A 15,311-nucleotide genomic window follows, 5' to 3' on the forward strand; every position below is an offset into this window, starting at 1 on the left:
ACCAATCCTGAGTCTGGCGGAGCCACCCCTCATCCGGCGCTTCGCGCCACCCTCTCCTGCGAGGGGAGAAGGCGGGAATCGCGCTTTTCAATCTCGTTTCGCGTCCTGGGGATCTGATGCCGCCGACCTCGTCTGCAACCGCCACACGCGCCTCCTCCTCCATCTCAGGCAGCCGCATCCTGCTTGGCCGGCTGCTGATCGGCCTGGCCTCCGTTCTCCTGGTCGTTGCCGCCCTGGTGCAGTTCCTGCATGAAAAACAAGGCTTGGCTTTCGGCTTCGACAATTGGCGGCCCGTGCTCTACGCCTTCGTGCTGTGGTCGATGGCGCTCGGCGTCGGGCAGGTACTGATGCGAGGGGAAGCGGGCGAGCGCGCTTTGTTCATTCTGCCAGCCGTGCTGTTCACCGTGGCGATGGTGATCTTCCCCACCATTTTCGGCTTCTACATCGCCCTGACCGACTGGAACCTCTCCTCCTTCGCCGGCCAGCGCTTCAACGGCCTCGACAATCTCGTCGCGCTCTTCCACGACGCCGATTTCTGGAACGCCCTCGCCAACATGGTGTTCTACGTGCTGATGGTGCTGGTGGAATATGCCATCGCCTTCGGCCTCGCCCTCCTGCTCAACGCCGAGATCAAGGCCCGCAAATTCTTCCGTGTCGCCTTCCTCCTGCCTTTCATGCTCAGCCCCGTGGCGGTGAGCTGGATGGTCGGCAAGTCGATGATGGAATATCGCTACGGCCCGGTAGCCAAGCTGATGCGCGAACTGGGCTGGAAGAGCCCCTCCTTCTTCACCGATCCCTGGATCGCCCGCCTCTCGATCGAGGCTATGGACGCCTGGGTTTCGATTCCTTTCCTGATGATCCTGCTGCTGGCTGGCCTGCAGGCCCTGCCCAAGGAAGTGATGGAAGCCTCCAAGATCGACGGTGCCTCCGGCTGGCAGCAGTTCAAGGAGATGATCTTTCCCCTGATGCTGCCCGTCTCGATCACGGCGATCGTGCTGCGCATCATCTTCAAGCTCAAGCTCGCCGATATCGTGATCAACACCACCTCCGGCGGGCCCGGCGGGGCAACGGACACGGTATCGAGCTTCATCTACCGCGAGTATCGGGACCGCTCGAATGTCGGCTACGGCACCATGCTGGCGATGTTCTATCTGGTGGCGATCATCGTCTTCGTCACCCTGCTTTTGAACGTCGCCAACCGCTTCATACAGCGCAGCAGTTGACCGGGAAGAGACCGACATGACGACGACAGCCATCCCGACCGCCGCGCCCCGCGACACCGCCTTCCGCCTGACCACCGTGCTCAGCCGCGTGCTGATCTATGGCGCGCTGATCGCCTGGGCCTTCATCTGCCTGTTTCCGATCTACTGGACGCTGACCACCTCGATGAAATCGGCTGTTGATGTCACCCAGGGGCATCTCATTCCCTGGCTCGACTTCCAGCCTGATTGGAAGGGCTGGCGCTCGCTCGGCCTTTCGCCTGATACGCTCGGCTCGACCTCGACGGTGCGCTCGGAATTCCTGTCGCGCTTCTTGAACAGCGTGATCACCTCGCTCGGCGCCTCGCTGCTCGCCGTGGTAATCGGCTCCCTGGCCGCCTATGGCCTCAGCCGCTTCCAGTACAAATTCGGCTGGATGCGCAACCGCGACATCTCCTTCTTCTTCCTGTCTCAGTTGATCCTGCCGCCGGTGGTGCTGGCCCTGCCCTTCCTGGTGCTCTACCGCGAGCTCGCTTTGCTCGACACCCGCATCGGCTTGATCCTGCTCTACACCCTCACCGTGCTGCCGATCGTGATCTGGATCATGCGCGACCAGTTCGACACTATTCCCACTGAACTCGACGAAGCCGCTTTGGTCGACGGCCTGTCGCTCTGGGGCGCCTTCTGGCACATCATCCTGCCGATCGCCCTGCCCGGGATGGTAGCGGCCTTCATCCTCGCGCTGGTGCTGACCTGGAACGAATATTTCTTCGCAGCCTTGCTGACCTCCTCGGATGCCAAGACCCTGCCGGTGATGGTGGCGAGCCAGACCGGCTCGCAGGGCATCAACTGGTGGTCGATGGCCGCGCTCGCCACCACGGCGATCGCCCCGCTCGCTTTGATCGGCATCTTCCTGGAGCGCTACATCGTCAAGGGCTTGACGGCCGGCTCGGTGAAGTGACGGGCAGTGCCCGGCCGAAATCCGTCGCTTTGCGATAAGGGCGTCACCGGTGGTCTGGTAGCTTCCGACCATCCACAACAGGAGTAATCGATTTGGCCCATCCCACCGTTTTCAAGTTTCCCGCTCCCGGCGCCGACCCCATCACCACGGACCTCGAAGGTTGGGTCGTGCGCGCCGGCTCGCCGACGATGAAGACCTGGGTGCAGCACACCTCGGCGGATGGAAAGATCATTTCCGGCACCTGGGCGGCGACACCGGGCACCTATCACGCCACCTATTCGGCCTATGAGTTCGTCCATCTCATCGAGGGCGAGATCATCATCACGCCCGACGGCGGCGAGGCGGTCACGCTCCGTCCCGGCGACGCCTTCGTCATCGAGGCCGACTTCAAGGGCGTGTGGGAGATCACCAAGCCCGTGCTGAAGCATTTCGTGGTGCAGGTCTGACAATACCAGGCGCGGCCGCGGCGTTTCTGCCACGGCCGCGCCGTCGAAAGGCTTACGTCAAAGTTTCCTGTATCCGACCATCAAAAGTCTCTTGACGCCATCCTCGCCGCAGCGCATACGGGCTGCGGGACATTCCTCCCCAACGAGGAACGCCCATCTGCGAGGATGGAGACATCGCGATGACACTACCAGTGCCAGCGGCCAAGCCCGCTGTAGTCAACTTTTCGTCCGGCCCCTGCGCCAAGCGCCCCGGATGGAGCCCCGACTCCCTCAAATCCGCCGCCCTCGGCCGTTCGCATCGTGCGAAGCTTGGCAAGACCAAGCTGGAACAGGCGATCGAACTGACCCGTGACGTGCTCGGCGTGCCGGCCGACTACCGCATCGGCATCGTGCCGGCTTCCGACACGGGTGCTGTCGAGATGGCGCTGTGGTCGCTGCTCGGCGCACGCGGCGTCGACGTGGTGGCCTGGGAATCCTTCGGTGCCGAATGGGTCACCGACGTCGTCAAGCAGCTGAAGCTTGAAGATGCCCGCATCTTCAAGGCCGGTTATGGCGATATCGTCGACTTCCGCGAGATCGACGCCAGGAATCGCGACATCGTCTTCACCTGGAACGGCACCACCTCCGGCGTGCGCGTACCGAACGCCGACTGGATCCCGGCCGATCGTGAAGGCCTCACCATCTGCGATGCCACCTCGGCCGCCTTCGCCCAGCGCCTCGACTGGGCCAAGCTCGACGTTACGACCTTCTCCTGGCAGAAGGCCCTCGGCGGCGAGGCTGCCCATGGCATGCTCGTCCTCTCCCCTCGTGCCGTCGCCCGGCTGGAGAGCTATACGCCGGCCTGGCCGCTGCCCAAGATCTTCCGCCTGACCAAGGGCGGCAAGCTGATCGAGGGCATCTTCAAGGGCGAGACCATCAACACGCCGTCGATGCTCTGCGTTGAGGATTACCTCGACGCGCTGAACTGGGCCAAGGCCACGGGCAGTCTCGACGGGCTGATCGCCCGCGCCGACGCCAACCTCGCCGCCATCGAGCGCTTCGTCGAGAAGACGCCCTGGATCGACTTCCTGGCCAAGGATCCGGCCACCCGCTCCAACACCTCGGTGTGCCTGAAGGTGGTGGACGAGAGGGTGACGGCGCTCGCTCCGGACGGACAGGCTGCCTTCGCCAAGGCGCTTTCTTCGGCCATCGAGGCGGAGAAGGCCGGGCTCGACATCGGCTCCTATCGCGACGCCCCTCCGGGCCTGCGCATCTGGTGCGGCGCCACGGTGGAGGCCGCCGACGTCGAGGCCCTGATGCCCTGGCTCGACTGGTCGTTCCACAAGGCGATCGCCACACTCGGCTGATACTGGAGCGCGGACATCTCAGCGACATGCTGGCATGTCGTGATATCCGCTCTTCCTTGGACCCTCTCCGTTTCAAAATGCGGACAAGATGTCCGCGCTCCGCAGGAGCCTCCCCATGACCGCCCCCAAGGTTCTCATCTCCGACGCCCTGTCCCCCGCCGCCGTCCAGATCTTCAAGGATCGCGGCATCGAGGTCGATTTCCAGCCTGCTCTCGGCAAGGACAAGGACAAGCTCGCCGAGATCATCGGCAATTATGACGGCCTCGCCATCCGCTCGGCCACCAAGGTCACCGCCGCCATCCTCGCCAAGGCCACCAATCTCAAGGTGATCGGCCGCGCCGGCATCGGCGTCGACAATGTCGACATCCCGGCCGCCACGGCCCGCGGCGTGATCGTCATGAACACGCCCTTCGGCAATTCCATCACCACCGCCGAGCACGCCATCGCCATGATGTTCGCGCTGGCCCGCGAGATTCCCGCCGCCGACGCCTCCACCCAGGCCGGCAAGTGGGAGAAGAACCGCTTCATGGGCGTCGAGATCACCGGCAAGGTGCTCGGCATCATCGGCTGCGGCAATATCGGCTCGATCGTCGCCGATCGCGCCGTCGGCCTGAAGATGCGCGTGATCGCCTTCGATCCCTTCCTGAGCGCCGAGCGTGCGCTGGAGCTCGGCGTCGAGAAGGTCGAGCTCGACGACCTGCTCGCCCGCGCTGAAATCATCACTCTGCACACGCCGATGACGCCGCAGACCCGGAACATCCTGTCGCGCGAGGCGCTGGCCAAGACGCGCAGGGGCGTGCGCATCATCAATTGCGCCCGCGGCGGCCTGGTCGACGAGGAGGCGCTGGCCGAGCTCCTGAAATCGGGCCATGTCGGTGGCGCTGCCTTCGATGTCTTCATCGAGGAGCCGGCCACGGCGAACCCGCTGTTCGGTCTGCCCAACGTGATCTGCACGCCGCATCTGGGCGCCTCCACCTCGGAAGCCCAGGAGAACGTCGCCTTGCAGGTCGCCGAACAGATGTCGGACTATCTGTTGCGCGGCGCCATCTCCAATGCCGTCAACTTCCCCTCGATCACGGCGGAAGAGGCCCCGCGCCTGAAGCCCTATATCTCGCTTGCCGAAAAGCTCGGCTCCTTTGCCGGCCAGCTCACCGAGACCGACATCAAGACCATCCGTATCGTCTATGAGGGCGATGTCGCCCATATGAAGATCAAGGCGCTCACCTCCGCCGCGGTGGCGGGTCTGCTGCGTCCCGCGCTGGCCGACATCAACATCGTGGCTGCTCCCAGCGTGGCGCGCGAACGCGGTATCGTCATCGAGGAAACCACGCGCGAAAAGACGGGCGACCACGACAGCCTGATCACGCTCGAGGTCGAGACCGAGAACCTGACCCGAGCCGTGGCCGGCACCATCATCGCCGGCACCAAGCCGCGCATCGTGCAGATCAAGGGCATCAATGTGGAGGCGGACCTCCTGCCGCGCATGCTCTACATCACCAACCATGATCGCCCCGGCTTCATCGGCCGCATCGGCACGCTGCTCGGCGAGAACGGCATCAACATCGCCCATATGCAGTTCGGGCGCGATTTCGAGGGCGGCAATGCCATCGCCCTGGTCGGTATCGACCAGGTGGTGAGCGAAACCCTGCTCAAGGAAATCAACACCATCCCGAACGTGGTGCAGGTGAAGGCGCTGACCTTCTGAGGCTACAATAGCCATCTACGATCGGCCGGTGCCCACTGTGTTGAACGGGGGCACCGGCAAGGATGGGGACGACATGGCTGGGGTAACATTGTGGCGTCCCGTCGGTCCGGCGGAATTGGGGCTGATCCAAGCGAGCGGCATGAAGACGTTTCCTCCGCGCCTGCCCGATCAGCCCATTTTCTATCCGGTAACGACGCGGGCCTATGCCGTGAAAATAGCGCGAGACTGGAATGTGCCGGCCAGCGGGTCCGGCTTCGTGACCCGTTTTGAAGTCGACCAGACCTTCCTTGAACGCTATGCGATCCAGGATGCCGGCGGCAAGGATCATCAGGAATACTGGATCCCGGCGGAGGATCTTCCCGCCTTCAATGCCGCCATCGTTGGTGGAATCGAAATCGTCGACTCCTTTCCCTGAGCGAAGCCCCGCTCAGGCGGGTTCGTGCCGAGAAATGTTCGATGCACGCATACCAAACGCTTCATTTTGCCGCCCCAATCCCCATCTTGTATGGATCATTACTCTTTCCCGCCGGCCCGCGGACTGCTAAACCCGGTCGCGGCAAAATGTGATCACAGGTGAGCGATGCGTCTCCTCGTCGTCGAAGGCAATGTCCGTGCAGCGCGTGAACGTCACCGCGCGACCTACGGCCTTACGCCGTCGGAATCCTATGCGGCAGTGCTGAAGAGCCTCGCACCGGATGCAGTCTGCGACATCGCGATGCCCGCCGACGAAGGCACCAACCTGCCAGATGCCGCAGGCCTGGAAAGCTATGACGGCGTCGTCATCACCGGCTCCGGCCTCAACATCTGGAAGGCCGAGCCGGAATCGATGCGCCAGGTCGAACTGGCCCGCGAGGTCTACAAATCCGGCACGCCCTTCTTCGGCTCTTGCTGGGGCCTGCAGGTCGCCACCGTCGCCGCCGGCGGTTCGGTGCGGGCCAATCCCAAGGGTCGCGAGGTCGGCATCGCGCGCGACATCACGCTGACCGCCGAGGGACGCGACCACCCTCTCTACACCGGTAAGGCACCTGTTTTCACCAGCCCCTGCGTGCATGGCGACGAAGTCGAAGCCCTGCCCGAGGGCGCCATTGTGCTCGCCAGCAATGCGGTGAGCGACGTGCAGGCTGTTGACATCAGCCATGACGGCGGCCGCTTCTGGGGCATCCAGTACCATCCCGAATTCTCGCTCAACGAGTTGACGGTGATCATGCGGCGCTACAAGCCGACTTTGCTCGCCGAAGGCTTCTTCCGCGACGACGAGGCTGTTGATCGCTGGGTGGCCGATCTGGAGGCGCTGGTCTCCGACAAGCGCCGCACCGATATTTCCTGGCGCTACGGCATCGGCCCCGACATCCTCGACGCCCGCCGCCGGCTGAGGGAGATCGAAAACTTCATCGAGCTGCGCGTGAAGCCGGTGATTTCCGAGCGCGGTCGCGGCTGACCTGAAATTACCGCATTGCGATCGGTGCTGTGTCTCCGATCGCAATGCAACTTTGGTGTGCCGATCTCCTGATCGGCACACCATGCTTCCGGCGCCCTTGTTCCCGTCGATACAGCCTAACGTTGCGGCCGCCATCGCGCCGCAATCCTGCTTTCCCATGGCGGTCCCGCAATGGAGATCCGTCATGTCCGCCGTCCCTCGCCTCGCTCTTACTGCCTTTCTGCTACTGGGCACCACACCGGTCTTCGCGGGAGATCTGGGGGTGCAGTCGAAGATCGATGCCGTGGCTGTCTATCCCGACGGCGCGACGGTGACGCGCATCATCGAGTTCGACATTCCGGCAGGCGAAACCGTGCTGGTTACCAAGGACCTGCCCGTCGGTCTCGATGCCGCCTCGATCCGTGCCGACATGCGCGAGGCCGCCGGCGTCTCGCTCTCGGGAACCGATCTCGCCGACGCTCTGCTTGACGGTCCCGTTCCCGATGCCACCGGGGCCCTGCGCGATCTCAAGGACAAGCGCGAAGGCCTTGCCGGGATCGGCAAGGCTCTGCTGGCCAAGCGCGGCCTCATCGAGCGTTTTGCCAATGGCGCCACCTTCAATGCCACAAAGGAAGGCAGCAATGTCACCGCCCTGCGCGGTGCCTGGAATGCGGTCGGCGACGATATGACGGAGGTCAACGAGGCGCTACGCCAGAATGCCGTCAAGATCCGCGACCTCGACGAGGAGATCGCCAAGCTCCAGAGCCAGCGCGACGGCCGCCCGGAGGGCCAGAAGCGCACGCAACTTCGCCTCTCAGTCAATGCCGAGCAGGCCGCGAAAGGCCGCATCGCCGTCTCCTATCTGATCGGCAATGCCGGCTGGTCACCGCTCTACGATGCCCGGCTCGACAGCGAGAAGGGTGAGCTCGAACTCGTCAGGCGAGCCAAGGTCACGCAAGCGACCGGCGAAGATTGGAGCGACGTTGCGCTCACCATCTCGACCGCCCGAGCCACTTCGGGCGCCGCGCCTCCCAAACTCGCCAGCTATGTCCTCAATTTCCAACCCGACTATTTTGCACTGCCGGTCGACGCCCTGGCCCGCAATCGCGCTGAAGAGAGCGAGGCGCGCCCAGCGCCGCCGGCTGCCGTGGCAAAGCAAGCCCAACCGAGGCCGGGACGGGAAACCGAGGCGAAATTGAACACGGCCGGCTACCAGAGCGTGTGGACCCTTCCCGCCCGCGCCAGCGTGCCCTCGGGCCCCGGCTCGAAGGCGCTGCGTCTCGCCTCCGCCAAGCTCACCCCGGACATCGTGGCGCGAGCCGTGCCCTCCCTGCAGCAGACGGCCTTCCTCGAAGCCAGTTTCAGCAACGGCGAGGACACGCCGCTCTTCCCGGGTTCCGTCTCGATCTATCGTGACGGCCTCTATGCCGGCCAGACCGCCATGCCGCTCGCCACCAAGGGAGAACCCGTCCGCCTCGGTTTCGGCGCCGACGATCGCATCAAGGTGGAACGGGCCGTGACGCGCAAGGTGGAAAGCAATACCGGCATCACCCGCCCCACCACCAGCGAAAGGCGCGACTACAAGATCAGCCTGCGCAATGGCCGCCCCAACGCCATCAAGCTCTCGATCGAGGAAGCCCTGCCGGTGGCCGAAAACAAGGACATCAAGGTGGAGGCCTCAGCCCAGACGACCCCGCCGACCCAGCGCGATGCCGACAATCGTCGCGGCGTGCTGGTATGGACGGTGGATCTCGCCGCTGGTGCCACCAAGGATATCAATTTCGGCTACAAGGTCACCTGGCCGGGCGCGGAAACGATCAACCTGGATTGAGCCCTATAAGAATAGAGCGCGGACCAGCCTTCTCCCCTTGTGGGTATCGTCCACTCCACTTGGAGTGGACCGGGTGCCCCGAAGGGGCGGATGAGGGGAGATACACCACTTTGCAGAGGACGAGCTGACACCCTCTCATCCCCTTGCCAGGACCCAAGGCACTTCCGCTGGAAGTGCCAGGTCCCGCAAGGGCAGAAGGAGGACGCCATAATTTCCTCTCACGCCGTCTCGACCAGCAGCGCGTCCAGGGTCTGGCCGGCGGAGGTCGCCTGGATGGAGGCGACATAGCCGGCATAGAGCTTGGCGAATGCCATATGCTCGGCAAGGCCAAGCTTGGCGAAGGGGCTGGTGCGCAGGAGGTCGAGCGGATTGCCGCCGCGGACGAGCTCCCAATCTTGCTCGCTGAGGCGCGGCTCCACCACATCAAACGCCTCGCCCCTGTCGTCCTTGCCGGTCAGATAGGCCCCGAAACAGGCAAGGAAAAAGGCTTCGCGCCGGAGATCGCCGCCGTCGGCCAGCAGCATCTCCAGCGTCCTGGAGTGGAAGACCGGGATCTTGGCCGTGGTGTCGAAAGCGATGCGCAGCAACTGATCGTTGATCGCTGGATTCGAGAAGCGCTCGAGTACCGCGTTCTTGTAGTCCTCCAGCGAAACGCCCTTCGGCCCCTCGATGCGTGGAATGGCATCGCGGTCGAGGAAAGTCTCGAGCAACCGATGGAGGCGCTTGTCGCCGAGCGCCTCATGCACGATGCGATAGCCCATGAGAATGCCGGGCATGGCGAGCAGGATGTGCGAAGCGTTGAGCATGCGCCCCTTCATGAATTCGAAGGTCGGCACGTCGTCGCGCATTTCCACCCCGACTTCCTCGAAAGGCGGGCGTCCGGCGCGGAAGTCGTCCTCCAATACCCATTGGCTGAAGGTTTCACCCAAGGCCGGCACGGCGTCGTCGATACCGCTGCGCTGGTTGAGGCGATCCTTCACCTCGGGCGGGATCTGGGGCGCGATGCGATCGACCATCGAGTTGGGGAAGTCGACCTCGGCTTCGATCCAGGCCGCGAGTCCGGCATCACGGGCGCGGGCGAAGGAAACGATCGCCTTGCGCGCCGTATCGCCATTGTGCCGGAGATTGTCGCAGGACATCACCGTGAAAGGTCCTGTCCCCTGCTCGCGCCGGCGGCGCAAGGCCTCGACGATGAAACCGAAAGCCGTGCGCGGGGCGCCACCGGCCAGGTCGAGGGCGACCTCCGGGGTATCGAGCTTGAACACACCGGTGGTCTCGTCGAGATTATAGCCGCCCTCCGTGATCGTCAGCGAGGCGATGCGGGTATCGGCATGGGTGAGGCGCATCAGCACCGCTTCGGGATCGTCGGGCGCATGCAGATAATCCACCATGGCTCCAACAACCCGAGTGTTCGCCGAACCGTCGGGTGCATATTCGGTGACGGTATAGAGGCAGTCCTGGCCACGATAGGCCTCGGCCTTGGCACGGGTGGCCGGGGCGTCGATCAACTCGACGCCGCAGATGCCCCAGCCCTCATTGCCGGGCCGATGCAGGCAGCGATCGACATAGACGGCCTGGTGGACCCGATGGAAATTGCCGAGGCCGAAATGCACGATACCCGGGCGCACGGCGGAACGATCATACCCGGGAACGGCGATGGCAGCGCCGAGGTTTCCAAGGGTTTTCAAGGAAAGCTTCTTCAAGATCGTCTCCATGATGGCGGCGGCAGCCGCGACCCGGCGCCGTCTGACGTGAGGTCGAGCCGGCAAGACGAGCCTGCCCGAGCCTCCATGCTGGGGTTGGTGGATCCCGGATCGGGAACGGGGCTGCCCCTCCTGTTCTCGTCCGGCCGTAGCGTTTTGCGATTTGGTGGAATCACCAAGAATCGCAAAGATGCGTTCAAGCAAAGAACTAGGGCAAACCAGCGTTTCCGCCGAAACGCCCCTTGCTCTAGGAGCGGCAACGCCTGACCGCAATTCGAAGGCGTGCCTGCAACAACGCCATACTTGGCCTTGCTTCCCAGATTTTGGCAAGAGCTTGTTGCAGGCAATCACTTTATCCGCGTCGAAAATTCGTTTGCACACTAACGAATTTTCCCTAAAATTATCACCTCCACCGTGGATCGGTTCTAATTCACGCAATTCCTTGTTTATTTATTTGATTGCCAGATTATTTGCGGATATCTCCACGGTGAGAATGAGTGACGACCTAGGCAGAGTTTCCTGGCGAGGCCCCCGGATGGGCCTCGCCAGGAAACTCTGCAGATGTTTGATACCTTGCAGCTCCTCCTGATCGTGGCCATGCCCGATCTGGAGGAAGCTGCTTAGCGGCGAGGCAGCCAGGATGAGCAATTTCAACGAAGAACGGGTTCTGAGCGTTCATCACTGGACCGACAAGCTGTTCAGTTTCACCACGACGCGTGATCCGGGCTTCCGCTTCGAGAATGGTCAGTTCACCATGATCGGCCTGCCGGTCAATGGCCGCCCGCTGCTACGCGCCTATAGCCTGGTCAGTGCCAATCACGAAGAGACGCTCGAATTCTTTTCCATCAAGGTGCAGGATGGGCCGCTCACCTCCCGCCTGCAGCATCTCAAGGAAGGCGATGCCATCATCGTCGGCCGCAAGGCCACCGGCACGCTGCTGCTCGACAACCTCAAGCCCGGCCGCCACCTCTATCTCGTCGGCACCGGCACCGGCCTTGCTCCCTTCCTCAGCCTGATCAAGGATCCGGAGACCTATTCCCGTTTCGAGAAGATCGTGCTGATCCATGGTTGCCGCCAAGTCCAGGAACTGGCCTATGGCGAACGCATCACCCATGAGCTCCCCGCCCATGAATTCCTGGGCGAGTCGGTCCGCGAGCAACTGATCTATTACCCCACGGTGACGCGCGAGGCCTTCCGCAACACCGGCCGCATCACCGACCTGATCAAGTCCGAAAAGCTGTTCGAGGATATCGGCTTGCCCCCGCTCGACATCGAGCAGGATCGCGTGATGATCTGCGGCAGCCCCGAAATGCTGCGCGATCTCAAGGCCCTGCTGGAGGAGCGCGGCGCTGTCGAAGGCAATCATGGCGAGCCAGGCGATTTCGTGATCGAAAAGGCCTTCGTGGACAAGTAGGCTCGGCGTCCGACACCCGATTCGCCGCCAGGATGCCATGACCGATTACAGACTGGACGATCAGATTGGCTTCATTCTGAGGCAAGTCTACCAGAGGCATGCCGTTCTGTTTTCCGATGGTCTGGGTGAGGATCTGACGCCGATGCAATGGGCGGTGCTGGCCAAGCTCGCCGAGCTCGGCACCTCCTCCCAGAATCTCCTGGGCCGGCTCACCGCCATGGATGTCGCCACCGTCAAGGGGGTGGTGGAGCGGCTGTCTCGTCGCGGCCTGATTGAAACGAGGCCCGACGCCGAGGATCGCCGCCGCCTCGTCGTCTCCCTGTCGGCCTCCGGGCAAGCCCTTTATGCCCAATTGGTAGCCCGGGCAGCAAAGGTAACCGACCAGACCCTGGCACCCTTGAGCGAAACCGAGCGGGACGCCCTGCTCGGCCTGCTGGGCAAACTGCGCTAGGCCGCCGCCCGCCCGCCAACAATGCCTGCACGCATGCCAAGGCTCGCTTCCATCGCCGCCGGAATCAAAATCGTACCTCTGAGCGACAGCAAGCTTGCGTTGGTGGGCGATGAATGCATTCTAGGTTATAAAACTGGGCGTTCGCAACCAGCCTGGGCAAATACTCGGAGGTATGGGACATCATGAGCGACCTGGGAGACCTGCAAAACCGCAAGCTCGACCTCGCCACCCGCGCCGCCTGGCTCTATTATATCGACGGAGCGACCCAGGACGAGATCGCTACCCAATTCGACATTTCGCGCCAGAGCGTGCAGCGTCTGGTCGCGCTCGCGGTCTCGGAACGGGTGATCGAGTTCCGCATCCAGAGCCCCATCGCCGAATGTACAGCCCTGGCCAAGCAATTGCGCGAACGCTACGGACTGACCATCTGCGAGGTCGTGCCGAACGGCCTGCACGATCCCCTGGCGGCCGTGGGCCTCGCCGCCGCGCAGATCCTCGAGACCCAGTTCGGTCAGCGCGGTTCGGGTGTTTTCGGCTTTTCGACCGGCCGTACTCTGCTGCGCATGGTCCGCGAGATCTCGGCCAAGCCGCGCCCCGATCTCAAGATGGTGTCTATCGTCGGCAACGCCGCCCGTGATGGCTGTGTCAGCCCCTTCGAGATCGCCATGCGCCTAGCCGACAAGCTCGACGCCAAATGCTACCCGCTGCAAATGCCGGTGCTCGCCGACACCATCGAGCATTGCCAGTCCCTGCGAAGCCAGCCGGTACACACTTTGCTGCAGGAACTGGTGGAGACGGCGCGGGCCGTCTATGTCGGCGTCAGCGACGTCAGCTACGGCTCCCCGATTCACCAGGACGGTTTCGTCCTGGAATCGGAGATGCATTATCTGCTTGAGAACGGCGCAATCGGCGAAATCGCCGCCTGGCCCTTCGATCGTAATGGCCGCATCTTGCAGAATGATTATACCGAACGCCTCCCCGGCTTCCGTCCCGACCGGCTCGCCCGCCTCGTGCCGGTGGTCGGCGTCGCCGCCGGCCAGCGCAAGATCGCCCCGATCCGCGCCGCCCTGAACGGCGACCTGCTTTCCGGCCTGATCACCGATGAACAGACGGCCGCTGCCCTGCTCGAGCAGTCCTAAAGCAAATCGCGTTCAGGCTTAACGCTTCTTCGCGCTACCCCTGCTTCCAAGCCAACGGATTGGCTCGAGCGTCTTTACGATTCTTGACGACTCCGGCACATCGCCAGCCCCCCTGCTCCCACCCAACACCAGCGACAGCACGAGCGCACGGAACGCTTCCGCGCCCGCTGGCACCTGTCTGCCCACTGGGTGCCATCCTGACGCATGAGGCGGCTTGACATTAAGCTGCGTCGCTGAGAATATGCCCTCGTATTGGGCGTCTGCCCACGCCCACAAGCCGTGACAAGCGGCGCGCAATTTTTACGGGAGGTTCTGGTGCAAACGGCAAAATCACTGATTGCGCTTGCAGGCGCGCTGGCCTGCGGCGTTTCCCTCGTCTGGTCCCCAATGGCCGGGGCCGCCGAGACGTTGACGATCGCCACGGTGAACAATGGCGACATGGTTCGGATGCAGAAGCTTTCGGAAGATTTCACCAAGGCCAATCCGGACATCACGCTGAACTGGGTCACGCTCGAAGAGAATGCCCTGCGCGAGAAGGTGACGACCGACATCGCCACCAAGGCGGGCCAGTTCGACGTCCTCACCATCGGTACCTATGAAGTGCCGATCTGGGCCAAGAAGGGCTGGCTGGTTGCGCTCGACAAGCTCGGCGACGGCTATGACACCAATGACCTGATCAAGCCGATCCGCGACGGCCTGACCTATGAAGGCAAGCTCTACGCCGCTCCCTTCTACGGCGAATCCTCGATGATCATGTATCGCAAGGATCTGTTCGAGAAGGCCGGGCTGAAGATGCCCGACAGCCCGACCTGGGACTTCGTGGCCGATGCCGCCAAGAAGCTGAAGACCGCCGACACCTACGGCATCTGCCTGCGCGGCAAGGCCGGCTGGGGCGAGAACATGGCCTTCCTCACCGCCATGTCCAACTCCTTCGGTGCCCGCTGGTTCGATGAAAGCTGGAAACCCCAGTTCGACCAGCCCGAATGGAAGGCGACGCTCACCTTCTATGTGAACCTGCTCAAGGAGGCCGGCCCGCCGGACGCTTCCTCCAACGGCTTCAACGAGAACCTGACCCTGTTCAACCAGGGCAAATGCGCCATGTGGATCGATGCCACGGTGGCGGCCGGCTTCGTGACCGATCCCAAGCAATCGACCGTGTCCGACAAGGTCGCCTTCGCCCTCGCCCCCAATACGGGCATGGGCAAGAATGCCAACTGGCTGTGGGCCTGGTCGCTCGCTGTCCCCGCCGGCTCGCAGAAGGTGGAAGCCGCCGAGAAGTTCATCGCCTGGGCGACCAGCAAGGACTACTCGGCCCTGGTCGCCAAGGTCGAGGGCAATTGGGCCGCGGCACCTCCCGGAACCCGCGCCTCGCTTTACAACAATGCCGATTACCAGAAGGCTGCGCCCTTCGCCAAGCTGACGCTGGATTCGATCATGTCGGCTGATCCGACCCATCCCACCGTCAAGCCAGTGCCCTATGTCGGCGTACAGTTCGTCGCCATTCCCGAGTTCCAGGGCATGGGCACCTCGGTGGGTCAGCAATTCTCCTCCGCCCTGGCCGGCTCGACCTCGATCGACGACGCCCTGGCCGCTGCCCAGAAACTGGTGACCCGGACCATGACCAAGGCCGGCTATATCAAATGACCCGTTCCTCCCGGGACGGGGCTCATCGCCCCTCCTGAAACTTGGCTGTCCCGGC

General features: G+C 63.3%; 13 protein-coding genes. 12 read left to right on the top strand and 1 reads right to left on the bottom strand.

Translation table 11 applies throughout. From position 1 onward, the window contains the following. The first annotated feature begins 116 nt into the window (after positions 1 to 116). The 8 genes from ACZYTC_RS28900 to ACZYTC_RS28935 all read left to right on the top strand — a co-directional run bounded on the left by ACZYTC_RS28900 (position 117) and on the right by ACZYTC_RS28935 (position 8,905). Complete coding sequence (locus tag ACZYTC_RS28900) at positions 117 to 1,223, top strand: carbohydrate ABC transporter permease (RefSeq protein ID WP_434959873.1); 1,107 nt, start codon at positions 117 to 119, stop codon at positions 1,221 to 1,223. A gap of 16 nt (positions 1,224 to 1,239) precedes the next feature. Further along, entirely contained in the window at positions 1,240 to 2,160 is a 921-nt protein-coding gene (locus ACZYTC_RS28905; RefSeq protein WP_434959874.1) for a carbohydrate ABC transporter permease, read from the top strand. 92 nt (positions 2,161 to 2,252) lie between these two features. Beyond that, positions 2,253 to 2,606: a cupin domain-containing protein gene (locus ACZYTC_RS28910; protein ID WP_488991164.1), complete on the top strand. Its 354-nt coding sequence runs from the start codon at positions 2,253 to 2,255 to the stop codon at positions 2,604 to 2,606. Positions 2,607 to 2,785: 179 nt separating this feature from the next. After that, the gene (locus tag ACZYTC_RS28915; protein WP_488991165.1) at positions 2,786 to 3,952 is read left to right on the top strand and encodes a phosphoserine transaminase; all 1,167 of its coding nucleotides are present in this window, start codon (positions 2,786 to 2,788) and stop codon (positions 3,950 to 3,952) included. A 115-nt stretch (positions 3,953 to 4,067) separates the two neighbouring features. Continuing rightward, positions 4,068 to 5,657, top strand: coding sequence for a phosphoglycerate dehydrogenase (gene serA / locus ACZYTC_RS28920; protein WP_488991166.1), 1,590 nt, complete (start codon positions 4,068 to 4,070; stop codon positions 5,655 to 5,657). A gap of 73 nt (positions 5,658 to 5,730) precedes the next feature. After that, entirely contained in the window at positions 5,731 to 6,072 is a 342-nt protein-coding gene (locus ACZYTC_RS28925; protein ID WP_488991280.1) for an ADP-ribosylation/crystallin J1, read from the top strand. Positions 6,073 to 6,237: 165 nt separating this feature from the next. Further along, positions 6,238 to 7,095, top strand: a complete 858-nt coding sequence (locus ACZYTC_RS28930) for a type 1 glutamine amidotransferase (RefSeq protein ID WP_434959878.1) — start codon at positions 6,238 to 6,240, stop codon at positions 7,093 to 7,095. Between the two features lie 184 nt (positions 7,096 to 7,279). Then, a complete protein-coding gene (locus ACZYTC_RS28935) occupies positions 7,280 to 8,905 on the top strand; it encodes a mucoidy inhibitor MuiA family protein (RefSeq protein WP_488991167.1) in 1,626 nt (541 codons plus the stop codon). Positions 8,906 to 9,123: 218 nt separating this feature from the next. Here the strand turns inward: ACZYTC_RS28935 and ACZYTC_RS28940 are convergent, their stop codons facing one another. After that, positions 9,124 to 10,608 (bottom strand): mannitol dehydrogenase family protein, encoded by a 1,485-nt coding sequence (locus tag ACZYTC_RS28940; RefSeq protein ID WP_488991168.1) that lies wholly within the window; start codon positions 10,606 to 10,608, stop codon positions 9,124 to 9,126. Positions 10,609 to 11,248: 640 nt separating this feature from the next. On the opposite strand from ACZYTC_RS28940, the gene ACZYTC_RS28945 reads away from it, so the two are divergent. The 4 genes from ACZYTC_RS28945 to ACZYTC_RS28960 all read left to right on the top strand — a co-directional run bounded on the left by ACZYTC_RS28945 (position 11,249) and on the right by ACZYTC_RS28960 (position 15,256). Next, on the top strand, positions 11,249 to 12,022 hold the full coding sequence (locus ACZYTC_RS28945) for a ferredoxin--NADP reductase (protein ID WP_488991169.1): 774 nt from the start codon (positions 11,249 to 11,251) through the stop codon (positions 12,020 to 12,022). A 37-nt stretch (positions 12,023 to 12,059) separates the two neighbouring features. Beyond that, complete coding sequence (locus tag ACZYTC_RS28950) at positions 12,060 to 12,473, top strand: MarR family winged helix-turn-helix transcriptional regulator (protein WP_434959882.1); 414 nt, start codon at positions 12,060 to 12,062, stop codon at positions 12,471 to 12,473. A gap of 182 nt (positions 12,474 to 12,655) precedes the next feature. Next, positions 12,656 to 13,612 (top strand): sugar-binding transcriptional regulator, encoded by a 957-nt coding sequence (locus ACZYTC_RS28955; protein ID WP_434959883.1) that lies wholly within the window; start codon positions 12,656 to 12,658, stop codon positions 13,610 to 13,612. A 387-nt stretch (positions 13,613 to 13,999) separates the two neighbouring features. After that, complete coding sequence (locus tag ACZYTC_RS28960; RefSeq protein ID WP_434961306.1) at positions 14,000 to 15,256, top strand: ABC transporter substrate-binding protein; 1,257 nt, start codon at positions 14,000 to 14,002, stop codon at positions 15,254 to 15,256. Positions 15,257 to 15,311 lie beyond the last annotated feature (55 nt).

Source organism: Labrys sp. F242, from assembly GCF_057813875.1.

What these genes read in the sequence shown, in the direction of transcription:
- ACZYTC_RS28950 (WP_434959882.1), top strand. Translation starts at nt 12,060, where the DNA reads ATGACCGATTACAGACTGGACGATCAGATTGGCTTCATTCTGAGGCAA.
- ACZYTC_RS28945 (WP_488991169.1), top strand. Translation starts at nt 11,249, where the DNA reads ATGAGCAATTTCAACGAAGAACGGGTTCTGAGCGTTCATCACTGGACC.
- ACZYTC_RS28905 (WP_434959874.1), top strand. Translation starts at nt 1,240, where the DNA reads ATGACGACGACAGCCATCCCGACCGCCGCGCCCCGCGACACCGCCTTC.
- serA (WP_488991166.1), top strand. Translation starts at nt 4,068, where the DNA reads ATGACCGCCCCCAAGGTTCTCATCTCCGACGCCCTGTCCCCCGCCGCC.
- ACZYTC_RS28900 (WP_434959873.1), top strand. Translation starts at nt 117, where the DNA reads ATGCCGCCGACCTCGTCTGCAACCGCCACACGCGCCTCCTCCTCCATC.
- ACZYTC_RS28960 (WP_434961306.1), top strand. Translation starts at nt 14,000, where the DNA reads ATGGCCGGGGCCGCCGAGACGTTGACGATCGCCACGGTGAACAATGGC.
- ACZYTC_RS28925 (WP_488991280.1), top strand. Translation starts at nt 5,731, where the DNA reads ATGGCTGGGGTAACATTGTGGCGTCCCGTCGGTCCGGCGGAATTGGGG.
- ACZYTC_RS28955 (WP_434959883.1), top strand. Translation starts at nt 12,656, where the DNA reads ATGAGCGACCTGGGAGACCTGCAAAACCGCAAGCTCGACCTCGCCACC.
- ACZYTC_RS28935 (WP_488991167.1), top strand. Translation starts at nt 7,280, where the DNA reads ATGTCCGCCGTCCCTCGCCTCGCTCTTACTGCCTTTCTGCTACTGGGC.
- ACZYTC_RS28915 (WP_488991165.1), top strand. Translation starts at nt 2,786, where the DNA reads ATGACACTACCAGTGCCAGCGGCCAAGCCCGCTGTAGTCAACTTTTCG.
- ACZYTC_RS28930 (WP_434959878.1), top strand. Translation starts at nt 6,238, where the DNA reads ATGCGTCTCCTCGTCGTCGAAGGCAATGTCCGTGCAGCGCGTGAACGT.